A 20,856-nucleotide genomic window follows, 5' to 3' on the forward strand; every position below is an offset into this window, starting at 1 on the left:
GCCGTCAGGCCGCTTCGAGTCCGGTGATCAGTGCGATCAGACGTTCGGTCGTCGCCTCGTCGCGCTGAAGCACCGCGACGAGCCGACCGCGGCGCAGGACCGCGATCCGGTCGGCGATCTCGAGCACATGTGGCAGCTGGTGCGAGACGAGGATCACCGCGATGCCCTTTCGCCGGACGCGGTCGATAAGGTTCAGCACCTCTCGCTGTTGCTCCACGCCGAGGGCCGCCGTCGGCTCGTCGAGCAACAGCGCGCGCCTGCACCAGGTCACAGCGCGGGCGATCGCGATCGCCTGTCGCTGACCACCGGACAGCCGACGGGTCTCCGTACGCAAGTCAGGTATCCGGATATGGATGTCTTGGAGCGCGGTCTGGGCGTCTGCCACCATCTTGCTGCTGTCCAGCCACCGAATCCACCGTCCGAGGCCTCGCCGCAAGCTGACTTCCCGCCCAAGGAACAAATTGTCGGCGACATTCAGGTCGAGCGCGAGCGCCAGGTCCTGGTAGACAGTCGCGATGCCGACCTCTGTGGCGTCGGCGGGACGCCGGAAATGGGTCTCCGTACCGTCGATGAGCAGGCGGCCGGTACTCGGCACGGCATTGCCGGAGAGGATGCTCAGCAATGTGCTCTTTCCGGCGCCGTTGTCGCCGACGAGAGCCAGCACCTCGCCGGGATCAAGGGCGAAGCTGACGTCGCTGAGTGCCGTCAGCCCGCCATATGTCTTCCCCAGGCCCTCCGCCCTGAGGATCGGGGCTTGCGTTCGTGGCTCGTCAGGTGCGTTCGCGCTGTGGTCGTGAAGGGCTGCCATACCTGCTCCTGCATCGAGGTGTGAGAGTTGAGTGAGCGCTTGGCTGTCGTCGACTCAACTGATGGCTGGGCCGTAGAGGACGTTCTGGATCTCGGGCTTGTCGAGGTTGCTCATGTCGACGCCGACTGTCGGCAGCGTGACCTGCTTCTGGATCTTCGACTTGTCGCCGTTGAGGTAGTCGACTGCGTGCTGCATCGCGATCTCGCCCGCCTTCCTGGCTTGTTGCACGACGAGGTACTGCAGCAGCCCCTGCTTGAGGTACTGCACTTCGAGCGGCGTGCCGTCGTAGGCGATCACGGGGATTTTGCCGCTTTTGTTCTGTGCGCGGAGGGCGGCTGCCGCGCCCTCGGCGTTCACCTCGGTGACGCCGTAGATCCCCTTCAGGTCCGGGTAGGCGAGCAGCAGCGAGCGAGTCGCGGCCTCCGAACCGGACGGGTTGCTGCCCGCCTCCTGAACCGGAGCGATCTTCACGTTCGGCGCGGCCTTCTGCAAGGCCTCCTTGAATCCGTCGACGCGGTCCTCGAGAGCGGTCACACCAGCGACGACATTGATGATCGCCACCGTGCCGTCACCTCCGCTCAGCTTGGCCATCTGAGCGCCCGCGAGGGCGCCCCCCTGCTTGCCGTCGCCGTAGATGGAGCTGACGATGCCAGCCGAGTTCTTGAGAACCTGGTCGACGGTGATGACCGGAATACCGGCGCTCAGAAAGCGCTGGATCGGGGCCCGCATGGCGACGGGGTCGACTGGTGCGACGATGAGCAGGTCGGGACGCTGCGCGTAGACGGCATTGAGCACCTTCGTCTGATCCGCCACGTTGAAGTTCGGCGATCCCTGGTGGTCGAGGGTCACAGTGTTCGCCTTGGCGACGTCGTCCATCGCGCGCTTCACCGTGTCGAAGTACGAATTCTGCGTGACACCAGGCACGTAGGCGACGGTGTAGTGCTTGCCGGACCCGCCGTCTTTTCCGTCCCCTGAGGCAGATTCGTTGCGGGAGCAGCCGGCCGCGGCGATGAGAGCCGTTGCGGCAACGAGCGCCGCGGTTGCGCCACGCAACCGGAGTCGAGGTGAACGAGGCATGACCTTCTCCAATTCGTCACTGGAATCGATGGATGCGCTGAGTGGACCGGTCCGGCTACTCGCTGCGGGCTACGCGCTGGCGCTGCTGGTCGACGAGCACAGCGCCGATGAGGATGACCCCGACGACGATGAGCTGCCAAGCGGAGTTGGCCTTGGCGATGACAAGGCCCGTCTCGAGTACAGCGACCATCATCGCGCCGGTGACGGTGCCGGCCACCGAGCCGCGTCCGCCCGACAGGCTCGCCCCGCCAATGACCACGGCGGCGATCGCGGATAGTTCGACGCCTTGCCCGGCCGTGATCGTCGCGACGCCGAGTTGGGCCATCGCGCTGAAGCCGGCCAGGCCGGCAATCAGACCGGAGAGGATGTAGGTTCGCAGCATGTGCCGTTTGACGTTGATGCCGGTCCGCATCGCCGCCTGAACGTTACTTCCGATCGCCTGCGTCCGCCGGCCGTACCGCGTCTTGGCGAGGAACAACCAGGCGACTATCGACACCACGACGGCCACCGCGACCGGAATGGCGATCCACCCGTCAAGAACGAAGGTGTTCCCGATGATCGTGAGTTCCAGCGGGAGATTCGAGATCTCCTGCCCACCATGCACCAGTTGTGTCGCCCCTCGTGCGACGCCAAGCATTCCCAGCGTGACAATGAACGGGTTGACGTTGAAGCGGGTGATGACAAGACCGTTGGTCGCGCCTGCGAATCCGCCGACCGCGAGGGCAACGACCAACCCCACGGCCATTGTCGGGGTGGCCCCGTAGTGCGAGTCGAGCATTCTCGACATCACGTCGGCCGAAAGGATGCCGGACAACCCGAGCACCGAGCCAACCGAAAGGTCGATGCCACCGGCAACGATGACGAAGGTCCCGCCGACGGCGAGCAACAGCACCTCCGTCGAGTTCAGGGAGACGGCCTGCCATCCCGCCTTGGTGAAGAAGTTGCTCGTCGTGAGCGCGAAGCCGACGACAATGACCACCAGCACACCGAACGTCCACAGACTTCCGCCGCGCTCGACGACTCGCCGTACGACATCAGCTCGCATCGGCATGCCGAGGCGAACACGCTTCGCGGGCCTCACGGCCACCCCGGACCTACCGTCATCGGTGACGGCGCTGCTTCGCTGCTCCACAGGTGGAACGCTCATGAAATCTCCTCGCTCTGAAGCGCGTGGTCGGCGATTCTTTCGGCAAGCCAAGCCACCGCGGCCTGATCGCAGGTTGCTCAGCTGCCCACTTGAGACGTTGCGGGTGTGCCCGCAGCCCGCGGGCGCCGCCGAAACGCTCGTGCGACGCGGCTATTGAGATGCGCCCTGCAGGGGCCGGAGGCAGCCCCGCCAGATACCTGTACTGTTGGCTGCATTGCGGTGCGAGCGACGGAGCGCCGAGGCCGGGGTCCACGGTGCAGGAGGACGACGCGCTGCTTGCAGTCGCGAGTCGGCACATCGTGAGCGCCGCGCGGTGTTTGCGTAGGCGAAGGACGTGTCACTGGAGTCCCCTCTCTGGTCTGCGACGGATGGCCTCGTGTTGTCCACCATGTGGTCTTGGGCTTTCATTCGTGCACCGCGTACGGCTCGGCGACCGGCACCTCGGGATGCGCGGCCGCGGTTCGGGACCCGGTGGACAGGCAGGCCAGCGCCCTTTACTGCTTCTCGGCCTGCGTGTCTTCCGTCACAACTGGCAGACATGGTCAGCCGAGCCCAGCGTGTTGAGCAACGTTAAGCGCGCGGCGGTTTTCCGCCCGGTTCAGCTTCTCTACTTGCCGTTGCTTAAGGGGACGGTCGGTCTCTACTTTGTGGGCTTCGGTGTGTGGCAAGCTCAGGTCGCGGCGCAAACAGGCACCTGTCCGACGGGCCCCGTTGTCGGTGCCCGGGCGCCTCCCGTCACACGACGAGGCGTGCAGGCCGATCGGCGTGATCGCCACCCGGTACTTGTGGTTCTTGGCTTTCTTCAGAACGCCGATCCTCATCGCGTCCTCCATTTCATTGCGTGATGGTTGTTGCGCCCGTTGCCAACTCGGCCAGCGAGTGCGTCAGCGGCCGATTCCTGAGCACCGCGTGTGTGTGCGGTCCCACGCCGATGTAGGTCGCCACCCGCACCGCCTCCAGGTCCGGTTCGCAGCGCAGACGACCAGGTCTGCGCCGGTTGCGATCACGCCTGCGGCTTTGTGCCGTGCTGCGGAATCAGCACTGAACCTGGAGACGACGCCACGTCTCCTGCTCCCGAGCAGGGTCGTTCCCACGTCGCGGAGGTCCTCGACGTGGCCGGGACGGACGTTCCCGTGCACCTGGGTCAGCGCCTCGTCGAGTTCCGCGCGAGCCAGGGCCGGAGGTCCGACGTGGGCGCGGCGGTCGGACGGCCTCTGCTCGAGCATCCAGGCCAGGTCCTGGTTGAGGGACGCACCAGGCAGCGGCACCACGACGCGGGCCCGACGTCAACTGGAACCGCCGCCTGGAAGGCATCCGCGGCCCGAGCGGAGACGATCACCGGTCATCCCCGCGAGAACTGCACGGGCCTTGCGGCGTCGGTCAGGACAGGCCAACGATCCGCACACCTGCGTGGGTCCGTTTCCGGATGTTGATGCCGATCAGAAGCGGCGTGAGGCTCTCGACCAGACGACTCATCTCGAGCCGGCCGGCATCGACGACCCGAAGACCGGTGACGGTGCCGATCACCTCGCGCACCACGTCCTTTGCGGCCCGCGAGTCGCCACAGATCAGGGTGTCCTGCTCGAGTGGGTGGTCGAGGTCTTGGAGCGTCGCTGCGCTGAGGGTGTGCAGCCCGGACACCACCGCGATCCCTTCTGGCACCGCGGCTGCCGCCTGCTGTCCAGCAGAGCCGGCCCAGAGGCCGACGACCTGGGTGGGCCGCCCACCCACCGCCGGCGCCAGGGGAACGGTCGCGTCGAGCAACACCTTGTCGCCCAGGTGTTCGGATACGGTAGCGATCGTGATGGCCTGGCTCGCGAGCGGGACCGACAGCACGACGAGCCGATCGGCGGCGCGCGCGGCGTCAGGGTTGGCGAGCCCCCGTATGTCGGCCGACGGCAGCCTCTGCGATGCGCGCGACGCAGCTTCCTCTGCGCGCGCATGGTCCCGCGAGCCGATCACGACCGTGTGTCCCGCATGCGCGAGGCGCAGCGCCAGGCCGTAGCCGAGCGCGCCGGTGCCGCCCAGGACGGCAACGACCTCACTCATCGGCGGCCGGGACCGCGACAATGGCGTCGATCTCGACATGTGCCCCTTTGGGCAGGGCCGCGACCCCGACCGTCGTCCGGGCTGGGACCTGCGTGCTGAAGGCGCTGGCGTAGGCCTCGTTGATCTCTGGGAAACCGTCGATACGGGTGGTGAAGATGGTCATGCGAAGTGCGTTGCCGAGGTGGGTGCCGACGCTCGCGCAGACCGCCTGAAGGTTCGCCAGCGAGCGCCGGGTCTCCGTAGCGAGGTCTGCGTTATCGAGCTTCCCGGTTGCGGGGTCGAGTGGCAGCGAGCCGGAGCAGTAGAGGACGCCACCATGGCGAATCGCTTGGACGTAGGGGCCGACGGCCACTGGGGCGTCGGGGCTGGAGACAGGATGGGGTAAATACATGGGTCGGGGATTCCTCAGGTTGGTGGGTCAGTCGGTGAAGGCGGGCATGACATCCGTCGCGAAGCGGCGCATCTGCGCGCGCAACTGCTCGATGTTGTCTGCCGCGAAGTAGATGCCGGCCAGGTGCGTCGCACCTGCGTCCCGGAACTCCTGCACCTTGGCGATGACGTCGTCCGGGGTACCGATGCAGTTGTTGGTCACGTAGGTGTCGACACTGACGTCCTTGAGCGTCGACTGCTGCAGCGTGACGAGGTGATGGAACAGCTGGGAGCGTCGGTAGATCTCCTCCGCCTCCTCGGTGGTGTCGGACAGGCACACCATGACCTGTGGCGCGATGGCGAAGTCCTGGTCCCCCCGGCCCTCCTCGGCGGCGTACTTGGCGAGCTTCTTCTTGCCCGCAGCTACGGCCGCGGGACCGAGGCCTGCGGGTAGCCAGCCCTGTCCATAACGCGCGGCCCTCCGGATCGAGGCGTCCGCATTGCCGGCTGGGTAGATCGGCAGCACGTCCTGCACGGGCTTGGGGAACATCTCGACGTCGTCGAAGGCAACGTACTCGCCGACATAGCTCGCGCGACGCTCGCGGAAGAGCAACCGAACCGCCTCGATCGACTCGTTCAACAGCCGGCCACGGTGGGCGTGCGCGAGGTGCGGCTGGGAGGCCACGAACTCCTCGCGGTAGGCCCCGCTACCGGCGCCCACCATCACCCGACCACCGGACAGCTGGTCCAGGGTGGACAGCTGCTTGGCGAGCAGCACCGGCTGCCGCATCGGCATGACGAGGATGCCGGTCATCAGCCGGAGCACGGAGGTTCGTGCGGCGATGTAGCCGTAGGTGACCAGCGGCTCGAAGAAGTCCGGTGGAACCGGGTACGACTTGCGCACGTACTGCTGCGTGGTGATGTGGTCGTTTCCCGCGACCTCGTAGTAGCCGAACTGCTCGGCCTCGACGGCGATGTCGACGACATCGGCAGCGGTGGCGAAGGGGGTGGGGTACATCATTCCTGCCGTTGCTGTTGGCAGGCCAACTCCGAATCGCATGGAGACTCCTGGGTTTCTGTGTCTTTGCTCAAGCGCAGCACGCGTGGCTAGGGAACGCGGCGTCGCGAGCACGGGCGACGGCGGCGACCGTCTGGTCCACGTCGTGGTCCGGCGTGGGCACGGGATTGACGAGGATCTGGTCGGCAACGGCGCCGAGGTCCCTCAATCGGGCGGTCACCTCGTCGAACGTGCCGGCCACGGCGAAGTGGTCGACGAGACCGTCGGGGATGTGCGGTGCCGCCCAGCCGATCGCCTCGTACCTGCGGGTGGCCATCAGCTCCAGCACCCGCTCGGGAACCTGGACACCGGTCGGTTCGAGGTAGCCGAGGTTGGGATAGCTCGACCAGATCGGCATCGCGACCATGTAGCGCACCGCATCCCTGGCTGCCCGGGGATCCTCCGAGATCGCGACGTCGACACGCGCAACGACCGGCGGTCGCACGCCATCGGTCCGTTGCGCGACGCCGGCGGCCACCGCATCTGCGGCGCCCGCGAGGGTGACGCTCGAGGCGAAGGGCGCCGTGATGACCCCATCGGCGATCCGACCAGCCGTGCCGAGCACCTTCTCGCCGCGACCGGCGAGGAAGATCGGTAGTGGCACGGTTGGAAAGTTCAGCCGTCCGGAGGTGAAGGTCAGGACCTTGCCCTCGACGTTCACCTCCTCACCCGTCAACAGGCCGCGGATAATGGCCACCGCCTCGGTGAGCGCCGTCACCGGGGCGCGGCGCACGACGCCCATAGGGGGAAATCCCGACCCTCCGGCGCCCATGCCAATCCGGACCCGACCCGGCGCGTGCTCGTGCAGGCTGCCCATCGCCATCGCGATCAGCGCGGGGTGGCGCGCGTATGGTTCTGTCACACAGGTGGCCAGGTCGATCCTGCGGGTCGCCGCCGCGATCGCGGTGAGGGTCACGAACGGGTCGCGGTAGAACTTCTCGTCGGCGACCCACAACGAGTCCAGGCCCGAGTCCTCGACATGCACGGCGCGATCGACCAGCTCGGCGACGGGCAGGTCCGGAATCATCAGGATGCCGATGTCTGGCCGCCGAGCCTGGCCGCGGGTCACGCCTCTGCTCCCCTGTAGACACTTGCGAGGTCGTCCCCGCTCATCTCGCTCATGGTGCCGGAACTCCTACGATGTGGCGTCTCACTCGTCCCGGCTGCGCGCGAGCTCTTCCCGAACCACTCGGTCGAGAAGAACCTCCAGCTGGACGCGGGTGTCCACCTCGGTTCCCGGGTCGGCCGACCACCCTCGCTCGACTCCAGCTCCGCACCCGGCAGACACCAGGCCGCACGGGGAATGTCGACAAGCAAAGGCCACGCGTCCTCGACAGCCGCCTTCACCTCGAACTCGTTCGTCAGGATCATGAGTACTCCGTTCGGTCAGGGAAGAGCGACCCAAAGCCGCCGATCGGTCAGATTCAGGCGCTGGAATCCCGCGTCGGTGACGAGAACGGTGTCCTCAACCATCATTCCGGCCCAGCCGAGCTCGTAGTACGGCGTCTCGATGCACAATGTCGTGCCGACATCGATCGCGGTATCACCGGCGGGCGACACCATCGGCGCCTCGTAGATCTCCAAGCCGATGCCGTGCCCGCAGTGCTGGCGGCGGTACGGCAGACCGTGCCCGTTGACCGTCCGGACTGCTGCTTCGAACAGTTCGCGTCCGGTCACGCCCGGACGCAACGCCTCGAAAGCCGCATCCTGGCCAGCAAGCAGGGCCTCATAGCGGACGAGCTGCACCTGCGAAGGCTCCCCGAGCACGACTGTCCGACCCAGGTCTGACCAGTAGCCGTCGACGACGCAGCCGGCATCAAGTCGCAGGACCTCGCCACGCTGCCACGACCGGCGGGTGGCGAAGCTGTCCGAGAGTGCGGAGCGCGGACCCGTGCCAGCGACGATGAAGCGCGGTGAGCCGCCACCGGCCACCATCCCCGCAGCGACGTGGTCGGCGACCTCTTTCTCGGTCGCACCCTCGGTTGCGGCCTCCACCGCGGACGCCATCGCCGCCTCGGTAAGGCGGGCTGCGTATCGGATCAGCTCGACTTCGCCCGGCAACTTCCGCGCGCAGATCCGCCCGATGGCTGCCGTCGCGTCCACCAACGTCACACGATCACCGACGGCGTGACCGGGGGCCAGCCCTTCCACGCCCCAGCGCATGTCGCGGGAGCCGATAGCGCCGACGACGAATCGCAGCGCCGCGTCGAGGGTGGGATGACGTCCGACGTCAGTGCTCAACGGCGACTCGTCGACGCTCTCGAAGAAGAACGTGCCGAACGGGACGATCCGGTCCAGACGGATCCCGGCATCAGCCGCGGCCGCACTGTCGCCCGCGGGACAGATCAGCCAGCAGTCGTCGCGCGTGAGGACCGCCGCCATCTGGTGGCTGGCGTAGAGATCAGCCCCCACCGAGCGGTAGCCGCTCGCGTACTGGACGCCGGCCGCCGTCAACATAACGAGGGCATCGAGGTCGAGATCGTCCACGACCGTCCGCAGCCGTGTCTGGCGGGCCGATGCCAGGGCGGGCATATCGACCTCGGGCCGGTCGGGCATGATCGCGCGCGGCGCATCGACGGCGGTTCCAGTCGTGGTGCTTGCGGAGGTCGCTGCGGCGTTCTCTGCCTGTGATCCGGCACCGTCCGCAAGGAGGTTGCCGCCCGTGATCGAGATCATGACGATGATTTTGGCCGCTACGCTCTTGTCGAGATACGTGGATCGCGAGGAGAATCCTTGGGAGGTATCTGTGGACATCACACAACGAGCACGTGATCTTCTCGCGAGCGACGCACAGATCGCCGAGCACCTTACGGCTGCAGTGTGGGAGAGGTTGCCCGGTTACGAGGTGAGCCTGCTCGACCGGACCGAACTATCCGACGCGATCACCGCCAGCATGCGTTCGGTCCTGCTGGCCGTCGCTGAGCAACGCCGTCCGAGCGACGCCGAGCTGGCGCCGGCACAGCACATGGCCGAGCGACGCGCCGTCCAGGGAGTGCCGATCGAGAGCCTGGTCGGCTCGTGGCACAACGCCGAAAGGGTCCTCCTCAGCCGCCTTCTCGCTACCCGGGGCGCCCTGACGACGGCAGAGGTCCAGGATGCCGCGCGGCGTGTCGGCGTTGCCGTCGACGCCATGATCGGCGCCAGCACGGCCGCGTACCGGAACATCGCGAGCGACCTGCACGCACAGAGCAGCCAGGTCGGCGTCGATCTGGTTTCCAGCCTCGCCGGCGCGGAGGCGCTAGACCCGTCGGAACTGGACCGTCGGGCCAGCATGGTGGGCGTCGAAGCCCATCTCCCCCACCGCGCCATCGCGCTGTCAGTCCGTCGCCAAGACGGCCGCTTGGTGGCACGGGCCCAACGAGCCATCGCCGAGCGGCTCCGGCCCCACGTCGCCGGCCGCACCCTGATCGGTAGCCACCAGGGATTCACCATCCTCGTCTTCGCGGACTTCGCTCGGCTGGTCGAGGTGCTCGAGCGCGCACTGCGTGATCCGGACGTCCCCGCCAGCACGGCCCTTGGGGTGGGCGACGTCCGCGAGCGTTTCAACGAGACGGCTGGATCGCTCCACGAAGCGGTCAGCGCACTCAAGGTCGGACGGCTGCTGGGACGCGCGGTGACCAGGTTCGACAACGTGATTCCGGAGGTCATGATCAACGAGAACCCGGGGTTGTCGGCACAGATGGTCGGGACCGTGCTCGGCCCCCTCCGCAAGGGCGACCTGCTCGAAACCCTGCGCACCTTCCTCAGCTCAGGTCTCTCGACCCGCGCCACCGCCGCGGCTCTCCGCGTCCACGAGAACACAGTGGCCTACCGGCTACGACGGATCTGCGAGCTTCTGGGCATCGGGTCGTCGGCCGAGCTGGTGCGGGTCGACGTTGTACTCGCCCTGCGAGCACTTGAGCTCGAGAGAGACACCGAGGACCAGTGACGCGGGGTCGCGCACTCCCTGGCCGAGAGCGCCCGCTAGGACCACACCCCTTCATCGCGGGGCCCACTCATCGGGTGAGAGCCTCATCCAGCAACATATTGAGATCGATGCTGGCCGTCCCCGAGTGCACCACGGGTCGCTGCCAGGTTCGCGCACCGAGGGGGTCCTTCAGCCCGCTGGACGTCGAGAGGACGACCACGGTCTCCGTCGGACGCACGACCCCGCCGGCAGCGAGCTTTCCGACTACGGCCACCGCGGTGGCCGCCGACGCCTCTACGAAAAGACCCTCGTCAAGGCCCATCATGCGCTGCGCCTCGGCAATCTCGTCCTCGCTGGCCGTGACCGCAAGCCCACCGGTGGCCCGAACGGTCCGCACCGACTGATCAGTGGCGCTGGACGTCGCAATGGAGAACGCCCGCGTCGACCCCGGTTCACCGCTCCGCAGCACCGGGCTTCCCGTGATCGCTGCACCGACTGCACCGAAGACCTCGGCAGCGACGAGCCGCGGCATCCGGTTAACAAGCCCCAGGTCAACCAAGTCCGCGAAACCGCGCGCCACACCGCTAATGCAATCGCCGTACCCCACGGGGACCACTATCCACTCCGGCAAGCGCTGCTCCAGTTGGAGCCACAGCTCGTAGGCGATGGTCTTATACCCTTCGATGCCGAACGGCGTGCTACCCACTGAAGGGGTCGACGCATTCGACACCGGGTACAACCCGTGGCTGCTGATGGCACGACGCATCAGCTCGTTGCGATCAGCAACAGTACTGGCCGCAACCACCGTGGCGCCATATGCGCTGATGAAGGCCATCATCGCCTCGGGCACGTCCTCAAGGGTGAAGATGACGCACGGCAAACCGGCCCGCGCGGCGTACGCTGCAACCGAGGCGCCGTGGTTCCCCGTTGAGACGGCCGTTGTGGCTCTCGCTCCGAGCCGATGGGCTGCCGCCGTCGAAACCGCAACCAGACGGTCCTTGTGGGACCAGGTCGGATTGGCCGACTCGTTCTTGGCCCAGAGGTTCGCGATACCGATCCGACGACCCACGGATCGGATCGGCACCAGCGGCGTCCAGCCCTCCCCCAGGTCAACCCGGTCGTCGCTGTCCAGCGGCAGCAGCGGCTCGAACTCCCACATGCTGCGACCAGGAGCATGCAGCAGGGCCTGCCGCGCCACGTCGCGGTCCACTTCGACATCGCAGACCAGGTTGACCCGGACGCCGTCCGCATCCCAGCACTGGCTGCACCCGACCCACAGATCGGCATACGCCGAGTGGGGCCTCTGACACCGCGGACAGCGCAACCGCTCAGAGAACGGCACGTCAGATCCCTCTCCCGCAACGCGCGCGAAGGCACGCGCCACACCGTACCGCGTAATCGATGCGCACCGATGCCACCTCACAGGCCATGAAAACTCCTCCTCGCCGCCACTCCGCGATCTACTAGTCCTGATCGTCCACCTCCATACCGGACGCGAACCACATGGACTACGGTCAACCCGAAGGCGCCTCACATGTGGATTGTCGACAAGTTGCAGAGGAGTTCGCGCGACGGCCTCGTGAATGACCGACATCAACTGGTACCAGTGAGGGGTCTCGACCACCGAAATCCGAGAAGAAGTCCCGCTGTGTTCAGCGAGGTGCTCGTGCCACCCGTGGCGATGCCGCGATCCGGCAGTTTCGAGAAGACATCGAGGCGCACCGACGCGAGCCCAAGGGAGCCGTCTGCGACGCCGTTCAAGGGGGTGACCTGGTGATTCTCGTCCGTGATCGCCTTCCCTGCCCACGATCAGCACGCTCGAGGACGCGGCTGCGGATCAATCCGGCCGTATCACCATCGCCGATTCGGCATGGACCGCCATCGCGCAAGCTGTGCTGGTGACCGGGAGGCCTCCACCTTCGGGATGCCTGAGGACGGCTCTCCCCTGCTGCAACAGGGCGGCGGTGAAGGTTTCTCACCTCCACTCGAATACACAGTGCCTCACGGCGCACTCAACGATGGGCGAAAACCAACCCATCCGTCGATAGGGGTCAGCTATCAGCCGCCGCCGACAAGCAGCCTGTGGAGAATCCACAACTACCGGCGGGCGGAATGGTGGCGAGATCACGTGGATCGCTACGTCGGCTGGTCATGACGATGGTCCGCACACGCGGGGTCCATCGCTGGTAAGGGAGCCACCATGACTGACACACAACCGGATGACGCAGGTGTAGAGTCTCCGGGCATCAGCAATGTCACTAGCGCCTCAGTGTCCAACGCACTTCAGGATCATGCACTGGAGTCGGTGCCTGCTGATCGAAGGCAGTCGCTCCTCCAGCTCGTGGTCGTCCAGGTGGGCTGGAACATCAGCGTGAGCAGCTTCCTCGTCGGCGGAGTCGTCGGCGCCGGCGTGCCATTCTGGACGGGCGTGCTCGCTGTTCTCGTGGGCAACCTGGTGCTGGTCAGCGTCAGCACGCTCGTGGGCCTCGCCGGGTGTCGAACCGGCCTGACCAGCTACCTGATTTCTCGAGCCGTGTTCGGCGCCAAAGGCTCGATCGTTGTCTCGGTCATGCTCGGCATCATCGCCATGGGCTTCATCGGCGTGCTCATGGACACCTGGGGCACCGCGGTCAACAAGCTGATTCCAGCGATCCCGAGCTGGGGCTTCGTGCTCGCGTTCGCTGTGGCCATCACCTCAACGTCGATCTTCGGATTCAAGGGGCTGGCCCGATACTCCGCCATTGCCGTGCCCATCGAAATCGCAATCGCTCTGTTCGCACTGTTCAAGATCGGCTCACTCGGCACCGGCTTCGGCGAGGTCATCGCCCACACGCCGACTGCTCCAATCGGGTTCGCTGCCGCAGTGGGCGCCGTCATCGCGACCTGGATCACCGGGGCTTCGTTGGTCTCTGATGTCACGCGTTATGCCAGGCGTCGTCGTGACGTGCTGATCTCGAACTTCGTCGGATTCGTCGTGGGCGCAGGCGTCTTCGAGACCATCGCCATGATCTCGGCCATGAAGGTGGACCAGAGCAACTTTGTGCTCGTGATGAGCGGCCTCAGCTTGCTTGCGCCTGCCGCGGTGATGCTGTTCCTTGCACTCTGGAACACCGCTGACAACAACCTGTACTCCTCGTCCTTGGCATTCACCAATGCGTCGAACCTCATCGGCCTTCGCGTAACCAAGCCGGTGTGGACGGTCGTCGCGATCCTTGTCGCGGTTACGATCGCGTTCTCCGGCGCCTCGGCCCACTTCCTGGACCTCCTCCTTGTTGTCGCCACCGTCGTGCCTCCATTCGCCGGGGTCCTTGTCGCACACATGTCGATCGTCTCCCGCCGACAGCCTCCCACGGAGATGCTGAGCACGGCTCCGAGCGTCCGCTGGAGCGCGCTGGTCGCCTGGGGCGGCTCGGCGTGGGCAGCCAAGCAGGTCGCCTTCCTGCTCAACGATGCCATCGAGGGCCTACTGCTCGGGGTCGCGAGCTACCTGCTGCTGTCACTCGCCCTGGCCGCGCGCCGCGACGGTGTGTCCTCCGGTACGAGCAACTGAAGGTCCGGTGCCACGGTCCGTGGACCACCGATTGCCGGTCTGCCACCGACCGTGGAATGCCGTCGCGCCTCGTACGCTGGCAGATCGGACCGCATGGCGGATTTGTTCCGAGCACCGCTGGTGGAGTGCCCTTCCGCAATGTTTCCTGCTCCGCCAAGATCGCTACGAAGGCACCAACCAGGTCCAGCGCATCGTCATGGCCCGCCAGTTGCTGAAGGGCCTTGGTTGATCACGTTTCCGCTGGTCAAACGCACGTTTCCTATTGTTCACGTGGCTCGGCTTGCGTGGGGTCATGGAGTTGCGGCAGCTGGAGATCTTCCGGGCGATCGCGGAGGAACTGCATTTCGGCCGGGCGGCGGAACGGATGTTTCTGGCGCAGGCGTCGGTGAGCCAGCAGTTGCAGCGGTTGGAGAGTGACGTCGGTGTACGACTCGTGGACCGCAGTTCGCGGACCGTGCGGCTGACACCGGCGGGCAAGGTGTTTCTCGCCGAGGCCGAGCGGGTGCTGTCCGCGGCGGACCACGCCGTACATCGGGCTCGTGAGGTCGCGGCCGGCCGGTACGACGCCCTGCGGATCGCCACCAACTACCCGGCCAGCCGCCTGCTGCTGCTTCCGTTGCTCGAGGACCTGCGCGCCCAGAACCCTGGCCTGGCCATGATGCTGCGGGAGATGGGTTCCCCGGAGCAGCTCCGGGCGTTGCGGCGCGGCGACCTCGACCTCGCGCTCGTCTACGGGCCGGTCGACGTTCCCGGGGTCATCAGCGCACACCTGCTCGACGTGCCGGTGGTCGCGATCGTCCGGCCGGGACACCCGCTGGCGGGGCGCGAGCGGCTGCGGTACGACGAGGTGCTCAGTTTTCCCAGGATGACTGGGTACCAAGGAGGTGGCACGGTGATCGAGGAGGCCGTCGTCGCCACCGCGGCCCGCTACGGGACCCAGTTGCCGCGGACGCGGAGCACCACCGAACTGTCGGGCTATCTGCTCGAACTGGAGACAAGCGACGCGATCGGGTTTTGCTCGCTGCCACGCGCGGAGCAGCACCGGGCGAACGGTGTGCACGTGCTCCGGCTCGCCCCGGCCGAGCCGAGCCTGCCAATCCACGTGGCCTGGAGCGAGTCCGCCGATGAACCTCTGGTGAACAGCACGGTCGCCCAACTCGTCCGCCTGGCCGAGACTGCGCGTAAAGCCTGATCACCGATCGACCAGACCGATCGGCCGATCGCGAATCGGCCGTTGATGACGCCCGGCGATCCGGCCGAGCATAGGCCCGCGACGCCGCCGCGGGCGTCTCGGATCGAGAGCGGTTCATGGACCTTCATCCCCTCGGCATCATGGCCGGTATGCCGGCCGGCGGCCACGCGAGCAGCGGCTACCTCGTGCGCGACGGCAGTATCACCGTGCAACTCGACGCCGGCCCCGGCACGGCGCTGCGCCTCGGCACGGTGAGCGCGGCAGGTCTGCCCGACGCCGTCGCCATCACCCATCTGCACTCCGACCACGTCTACGACCTGCTGCCGCTGGGCAAACTGCTGCTGCGCCGCCGGATCCGGCGCACCGACGAGAGCGCGGACCTCGAACTGGACGAATCGGTCCCGCGGACGCCGCTGTTCGTTCCCCGCGGAGCCACCAGCGTGCTCGAGTCGCTGGCCGGGCTCTTCCCGGTGACCACCCATCCGTTGCTCGATCGCGCCTTCGACGCCGCCTTCGCCATCCATGAGTACGAGCCCGGCGAGTCAGTTGCCGTCGGCCATCTCTCGGTCCGCTTCGAGTTGCTGCGCCACGCCGCTCCGAACTGCGGCATCCGGATCGAGTCCGCGCGGACAAGCCTGGTCTACACCGGCGACACCGGAGTGACCGACGCCCTCCCGGTCCTTGCCGCAGGCACCGGACTGTTGCTGAGCGAGAGCACGCTGAGGGAGTCCGACCGTAGCGGCCACGGGCACCTCAGCTCGCGTGAGGCGGGCCGGGCCGCGGCTGACGCGGGGGCCGCCGAACTCGTGCTCACCCATTTCTCCTCCACCGATCCACTCGAACTCGAGTGGCACCGCGAACGTGCCGCCGGCGAGTTCGGCGGACCGGTTCGGATCGCCGATCCCGGCCACCGCATTCCCGTCGTACCGACTCGAAAGGTCTCCGCATGAAGCGCCTTCACACCGTGTCCACCGCATTGCTCGCGACCGGCACGCTGCTCGGTCTGGCCGCCTGCTCGCCGGCTGAGCAATCCGGATCGGCCGATGCCGGGACGGGCAAGACCACCATCACCTTCACGTCCTACAACTACGGCACCCAGGGCGCCGCGGGTACCGGCACCCAGGCCCTGCTCGACCGCTTCGCGGAACTGCACCCTGAGATCACTGTGAAGCCGCAGGGGGTGGCGACCGCCGACGTCCTCACCAAGACCAAAGCCGCCGTCGCGGCCGGCGCGGCACCGGACGTGGTGCAGATCGGGTACAGCAAGCTTTCCGAAGCGTTCGAGACCCTGCCCACGCAGTCGCTGAAGTCCCTCGCCGGCGACGACTGGGACTCGTCGGTCAAGGGCATCAAGCAGGTGTTCCTCACCACCGGGACCTCGGGCGGTGAGGTCCGCGCGCTGCCGTACACCGTCTCGGTTCCGACCCTGTTCTACAACGCCGATCTGTTCAAGAGCGCGGGCCTGGATCCCAAGGACCCGCCGACAACGATCGAGGAGGTCCGCACCAGCGCCAAGGCGATCGTTGCCTCCGGTCATCACGGTGTGTACTTCGGGATCGCCGACGCGAGCAAGTCGGACTACCTGACCCAGTCGGTCATCAACTCGGCGGGCGGCTCGCTGATCGGCGAGAACGGTTCGGTCACGATCGATTCCGACCAGGCCGTCGCGGGGCTCGAAGCGGTGCAAGGTCTGACCCGCTCGGGCCTCCAGCCCGCCGTCGGCGTGGAGGACGCGCTGAGCGACTTCGCGAAGGGCAACCTCGGCATGTTCGTCGTCAGTACGGCGGTCTCCGGTCAGCTCGAGGCCAAGGCCAAGGGCAAGTTCGAGCTGCGCAGCGCCGGGTTCCCGGCGTTCGGCACTTCGGCGCCGCGCCCGACCTTCTCGGGTGCCGGCCTGATGGTGCTGAGCAAGGACTCCGCGAAGCAGGCGGCGGCGTGGCAGTTCGTCAAGTTCCTCACCAGCAAGGAGGGATACACGATGATCACCAAGGATCTCGGCTACCTGCCGCTGCGCGCCGACATCGTGGCCGACCCGCAGTACCTGGGCACGTACTTCAAGGACCACCAGTTACTGCTTCCCCCGCTGAAACAGCTTGCCACGGTCAGGCCGTACCAGTCGTTCTCGGGACCGCGGGCCAATCAGGCGATCGTGATGCTGCAGGACGACGCGATCGAGCCGATCGTGTTGCGCGGCGCCGACGCACGGTCCACCCTCAGTACGACGGCCGGCCGGATCCGCGAACTGGTCGGTCAGTGAGCACTCGAGCGACGACGCGCAGCGGGTGGGGCTACCTCGCGCCGCTGCTCGTCGCGCTCGGCCTGTGGATCTACGGGCCCGCGCTGGTCACCCTCACGCTGAGCTTTGCCGACTGGCGCCTCACCGACCAGCCCACCTGGTCGGGACTCGACAACCTCCGTGCCCTGCTCGGCGACGGCGACTTCGTCCGCTCCGCGGTGCAGACCGTGCTCTACGCGGTCGGGCTGCTGCCGTTCGCGACGGTCGTGCCGCTCGGCATCGCGACCATGCTGTGGATGCGTCCCGGGCGCTCCGCACTGGTCTACCGATCGCTGCTCTTCCTTCCGGTCATGATCGCCCCGGTCTCCGCAGCCGTGGCGTGGCGCTTCCTGCTCAACCCGCTGCAAGGGCTCCTGACCCGGGTGCTGGCGGCCATAGGCCTCCCGCCGGTCGACCTGCTGGGCTCTCCGTCGACCGCACTGCTCACGATCGTCGTGATCACGGCCGCCCGGGTGACAGCGTTCAACATGCTCCTGTACGGCGCCGCGCTGTCGGGCCTCGACCGGCGGCTGCTCGAAGCGGCCCGGCTCGAACGGGCGAGCACGTGGGAGACCATGCGCTTCGTCGTCCTGCCACAGCTGGTCCGGCCGACCATCATGCTCGCGCTGCTCAGCCTCGTACTAGCCGGCCAATGGACCTTCACGAACGTCGCCGTGCTCACCCAGGGCGGCCCCGACCACACGACCGACTCCGTGTACTACCGCATCTACACACTCGGCTTCGGCTTCTTCCAGATCGGCCAAGCCTCGGCGGCCGCGATGCTCGTTCTCCTTGCGCTCTCCGTCGTCGGCGCGGTCGTGCTGCTGGTCCAGAGAGGACGCCGATATGAGTGACCTGCTCACCACCGGGCGTCGGACGAGCCGTCGAAGCGTCCGGCTCCCCGTCGCCGGGTGGCACCTCGTGCTCGTCGCATTGTCCCTGGCGACCGTGTTCCCACTGCTGTGGGCGATCCTGACCTCGTTCAAGCCGGCCAACGAGGTGTTCGACCTCGCTCCGGTCAGCGCCCATCCGACGATCGCCAACTACACCGACGTCCTGACCCGCTGGCCGGCCGGCCAGTTGGTCGGGCGCACCGCGGTGATGGCGACCGGCGTCGCCGCCGGGCAACTGGTGATCGCCGTACTCGCAGCCTTCGCCCTCGCCCACACCCGGCGTCGGGCGCGCTCGCTCGTCCTCCTGCTCACGACGCTCTCGCTCGCGATCCCGCCGCAGGCGCTGATCGTGCCGCAGTTCCTGCTCGCCGCGCGGCTCGGCTGGCTGAACACCGAGGCGGGTCTCATCGTTCCGCAGCTCGGCTCGTCGGCGCTCGCCGTACTGGTGCTGCTGCAGCACGTGGAAGCGCTGCCGCCGTCGCTGACCGCGGCCGCGCGGCTGGAAGGCGCCCGCCCACACGAGGTGCTGTGGCACGTCGTGCTGCCCGGCCTGCGGCCGGCGATCGCGGCGCTCGGCGTACTGGTGTTCATCACCACCTGGAACGAGTATCTGTGGCCGTTGCTCATCACTCCCGACGCGCTGCACACCACCGTGCAGGTCGGGCTCGCCCAGTTCGAGACGGCCGAGGGCATCAATTACGGCGGCCTGCTCGCGGCCGCCACCCTGACGAGTCTGCCCATCGTCGTCGTCTACTTCGCCGCCTCGCGCCGGATCACCGACGCCTTCCTCACCTCAGGACTGCGATGACCATTCTCTCGTCCCCACCCCGTCCGACGCTCGCCCCGGCGCAGGTCGAACTCGCAGGCGTAACCCGGTCCTTCGGCGCTGTCATTGCTCTGGACGGTGTCGACCTCACCATCCCGGCCGGCTCGCTGACCGTGATCGTCGGGCCGTCCGGATGCGGCAAGTCGACCATCCTGCGGACGATCGCGGGCCTCGAGGCTCCGGACGGCGGCGTACTGCGGATCGGAGCCGACGAGGCGACCACACGGTCACCCAGCGAGCGTGACGTCGCGATGGTGTTCCAGGACTACGCCCTGTTCCCACACATGACCGTCGAGGGCAACATCTCGTTCGGGTTGCGCCTCCAGGCCCGGCACGACCGGCGGTCGGGGCCGACGCGTCAGCAGATCCGTACCCGGGTCGGCGACGTCGCCGCACTCCTCGGGCTCGAAGACCTGCTGGGCCGGCGTCCAGCTCAACTCAGCGGCGGTCAGCGCCAGCGGGTCGCGCTCGCCCGGGCCATCGTGCGCCGGCCCTCGCTCCTGCTTCTCGACGAGCCGTTGTCCGCACTCGATCCGCAACTGCGTGCGTCGGCCCGCACCGAGATCAGCCGCCTGCACAGGGAACTGGGCACCACGCTCGTACTCGTCACGCACGACCAGCAGGAAGCGCTCTCGATGGCGACCCACCTCGTTGTTATGGACCAGGGTGCCGTGGCGCAGAGCGGGAGCCCGGACGAGCTCTACCGGCGTCCGGCCAGCGAGTTCGTCGCCGCGTTCCTCGGCTTCCCGCCAATGAACCTGCACGACCGGGACGGTCTGCGGATCGGCTGGCGGCCCACTGACGGGCAGTTGGAGTCTCGACCGGCCGATGCGTTGCTGATCGAGGGCGTCGTCGAGTCGTGTGAGTACACCGGCGACGGGCAGCACGTGCGGTGCACCGGACCGGACGGTGGATTCGCGCTCGTGCAGCGCGAAGGCGAACGGTGGCTCGTGCCCGGAGACAGCGCGCGCGTCGCGGTTCCCGCCGAGCGCCTGCAGCGCTTCGGCCCCGACGGGATGCGGCTGACGTGACCGACCGAAGGACTGTGGGCGTCGTGTGGTCCGACTTCGGCGGCGTGCTGACACCTCCGGTGGCGCAGGCCGCCGAACGTGTCGCCGTCGCGAGCGGTGTCCCGTGGCCCGAGCTGGCCGCGGCCGCCGAGCAGGTCGCGGGCCGACTGGGCCTGCACGGACTCGGCCCGCTCGAGCTGGGACTCCTCTCCCAGCGCGAGTGGGCTGATCGGCTCACCGCGTGCCTGACGACGACGCCGCGCATCGACCTGGGTCGCTGGGACGAGCATTGGTACGCCGACCGCCCGGTCAACCAGGTTCTCCTCGACGAACTGCGTCGGATCGCCGATCACGGCGTACCAGTCGGTCTCCTCACCAACAGCGTCGCCGAGTGGGAACCCCATCGTGCCCGCATGCTGGCCGGCCAGGACATCTTCGCCGCGACGGTCAAGTCCCACGAGATCCGGCTCGCCAAACCGGACCCCGCGATCTTCCGGTACGCCGACACCGTCCTGCCGGCACCAGCCGGACAGCACTCGCTACTCATCGACGACGACCCCGCCAACTGTTCGGCCGCCGAACACCACGGATGGCTGACGATCCATCACCACTCGACTCCCGACACCATCGCGCGACTCAGACGGATGCGATTCACGGCAGCCGACACCTCCTACTGGCCATAGCCCTCGGCCGACG

The 20,856-nt window shown here is 67.4% G+C and carries 20 protein-coding genes; 9 read left to right on the top strand and 11 right to left on the bottom strand.

Annotated elements, in window-relative coordinates:
• Positions 1–4 precede the first annotated feature (4 nt).
• The 10 genes from ACIBL3_RS37535 to ACIBL3_RS37580 form a co-directional block, all read right to left on the bottom strand.
• A complete protein-coding gene (locus ACIBL3_RS37535) occupies positions 5–808 on the bottom strand; it encodes an ATP-binding cassette domain-containing protein (protein ID WP_396358671.1) in 804 nt (267 codons plus the stop codon).
• A 54-nt stretch (positions 809–862) separates the two neighbouring features.
• Positions 863–1,885, bottom strand: a complete 1,023-nt coding sequence (locus ACIBL3_RS37540) for a substrate-binding domain-containing protein (RefSeq protein ID WP_396358672.1) — start codon at positions 1,883–1,885, stop codon at positions 863–865.
• A 55-nt stretch (positions 1,886–1,940) separates the two neighbouring features.
• Positions 1,941–3,032, bottom strand: coding sequence for an ABC transporter permease (locus ACIBL3_RS37545; protein WP_396358673.1), 1,092 nt, complete (start codon positions 3,030–3,032; stop codon positions 1,941–1,943).
• A 542-nt stretch (positions 3,033–3,574) separates the two neighbouring features.
• Positions 3,575–3,853, bottom strand: a complete 279-nt coding sequence (locus ACIBL3_RS37550) for a hypothetical protein (protein ID WP_396358674.1) — start codon at positions 3,851–3,853, stop codon at positions 3,575–3,577.
• 559 nt (positions 3,854–4,412) lie between these two features.
• Positions 4,413–5,081, bottom strand: a complete 669-nt coding sequence (gene npdG / locus ACIBL3_RS37555) for an NADPH-dependent F420 reductase (protein WP_396358675.1) — start codon at positions 5,079–5,081, stop codon at positions 4,413–4,415.
• The gene (locus ACIBL3_RS37560; protein ID WP_396358676.1) at positions 5,074–5,472 is read right to left on the bottom strand and encodes a Rid family detoxifying hydrolase; all 399 of its coding nucleotides are present in this window, start codon (positions 5,470–5,472) and stop codon (positions 5,074–5,076) included. Before ACIBL3_RS37560 ends, npdG begins: the two co-directional genes overlap by 8 nt.
• Positions 5,473–5,499: 27 nt before the next feature.
• Complete coding sequence (locus ACIBL3_RS37565; protein WP_396358677.1) at positions 5,500–6,510, bottom strand: LLM class flavin-dependent oxidoreductase; 1,011 nt, start codon at positions 6,508–6,510, stop codon at positions 5,500–5,502.
• 28 nt (positions 6,511–6,538) lie between these two features.
• Positions 6,539–7,576, bottom strand: a complete 1,038-nt coding sequence (locus tag ACIBL3_RS37570; protein ID WP_396358678.1) for an LLM class flavin-dependent oxidoreductase — start codon at positions 7,574–7,576, stop codon at positions 6,539–6,541.
• Positions 7,573–7,878, bottom strand: coding sequence for a hypothetical protein (locus tag ACIBL3_RS37575; protein ID WP_396358679.1), 306 nt, complete (start codon positions 7,876–7,878; stop codon positions 7,573–7,575). Before ACIBL3_RS37575 ends, ACIBL3_RS37570 begins: the two co-directional genes overlap by 4 nt.
• A gap of 15 nt (positions 7,879–7,893) precedes the next feature.
• On the bottom strand, positions 7,894–9,183 hold the full coding sequence (locus ACIBL3_RS37580) for a M24 family metallopeptidase (RefSeq protein WP_396358680.1): 1,290 nt from the start codon (positions 9,181–9,183) through the stop codon (positions 7,894–7,896).
• Positions 9,184–9,253: 70 nt separating this feature from the next.
• Here ACIBL3_RS37580 and ACIBL3_RS37585 point away from each other — a divergent pair, with 70 nt between their 5' ends.
• Positions 9,254–10,435 (top strand): PucR family transcriptional regulator, encoded by a 1,182-nt coding sequence (locus ACIBL3_RS37585; RefSeq protein WP_396358681.1) that lies wholly within the window; start codon positions 9,254–9,256, stop codon positions 10,433–10,435.
• A gap of 67 nt (positions 10,436–10,502) precedes the next feature.
• Here the strand turns inward: ACIBL3_RS37585 and ACIBL3_RS37590 are convergent, their stop codons facing one another.
• A complete protein-coding gene (locus ACIBL3_RS37590; protein ID WP_396358682.1) occupies positions 10,503–11,624 on the bottom strand; it encodes a pyridoxal-phosphate dependent enzyme in 1,122 nt (373 codons plus the stop codon).
• 990 nt (positions 11,625–12,614) lie between these two features.
• Between ACIBL3_RS37590 and ACIBL3_RS37595 the strand changes: the two genes are divergently transcribed.
• The 8 genes from ACIBL3_RS37595 (at position 12,615) to ACIBL3_RS37630 (ending at position 20,843) form a co-directional block, all read left to right on the top strand.
• Complete coding sequence (locus tag ACIBL3_RS37595; RefSeq protein WP_396358683.1) at positions 12,615–13,964, top strand: cytosine permease; 1,350 nt, start codon at positions 12,615–12,617, stop codon at positions 13,962–13,964.
• Positions 13,965–14,256: 292 nt separating this feature from the next.
• Positions 14,257–15,156 (top strand): LysR family transcriptional regulator, encoded by a 900-nt coding sequence (locus tag ACIBL3_RS37600; RefSeq protein WP_396358684.1) that lies wholly within the window; start codon positions 14,257–14,259, stop codon positions 15,154–15,156.
• Positions 15,157–15,272: 116 nt separating this feature from the next.
• The gene (locus ACIBL3_RS37605) at positions 15,273–16,106 is read left to right on the top strand and encodes an MBL fold metallo-hydrolase (protein WP_396358685.1); all 834 of its coding nucleotides are present in this window, start codon (positions 15,273–15,275) and stop codon (positions 16,104–16,106) included.
• A complete protein-coding gene (locus ACIBL3_RS37610; RefSeq protein ID WP_396358686.1) occupies positions 16,103–17,413 on the top strand; it encodes an extracellular solute-binding protein in 1,311 nt (436 codons plus the stop codon). The genes ACIBL3_RS37605 and ACIBL3_RS37610 overlap by 4 nt, the downstream gene beginning before the upstream one ends.
• Positions 17,410–18,285: a carbohydrate ABC transporter permease gene (locus ACIBL3_RS37615; RefSeq protein WP_396358687.1), complete on the top strand. Its 876-nt coding sequence runs from the start codon at positions 17,410–17,412 to the stop codon at positions 18,283–18,285. The genes ACIBL3_RS37610 and ACIBL3_RS37615 overlap by 4 nt, the downstream gene beginning before the upstream one ends.
• Entirely contained in the window at positions 18,278–19,132 is an 855-nt protein-coding gene (locus tag ACIBL3_RS37620; protein WP_396358688.1) for a carbohydrate ABC transporter permease, read from the top strand. The genes ACIBL3_RS37615 and ACIBL3_RS37620 overlap by 8 nt, the downstream gene beginning before the upstream one ends.
• On the top strand, positions 19,129–20,181 hold the full coding sequence (locus tag ACIBL3_RS37625) for an ABC transporter ATP-binding protein (protein WP_396358689.1): 1,053 nt from the start codon (positions 19,129–19,131) through the stop codon (positions 20,179–20,181). Before ACIBL3_RS37620 ends, ACIBL3_RS37625 begins: the two co-directional genes overlap by 4 nt.
• Positions 20,178–20,843 (top strand): HAD family hydrolase, encoded by a 666-nt coding sequence (locus ACIBL3_RS37630; RefSeq protein ID WP_396358690.1) that lies wholly within the window; start codon positions 20,178–20,180, stop codon positions 20,841–20,843. Before ACIBL3_RS37625 ends, ACIBL3_RS37630 begins: the two co-directional genes overlap by 4 nt.
• Positions 20,844–20,856 lie beyond the last annotated feature (13 nt).

This window comes from Kribbella sp. NPDC050124 (assembly GCF_044460355.1).
GTDB lineage: Bacteria > Actinomycetota > Actinomycetes > Propionibacteriales > Kribbellaceae > Kribbella.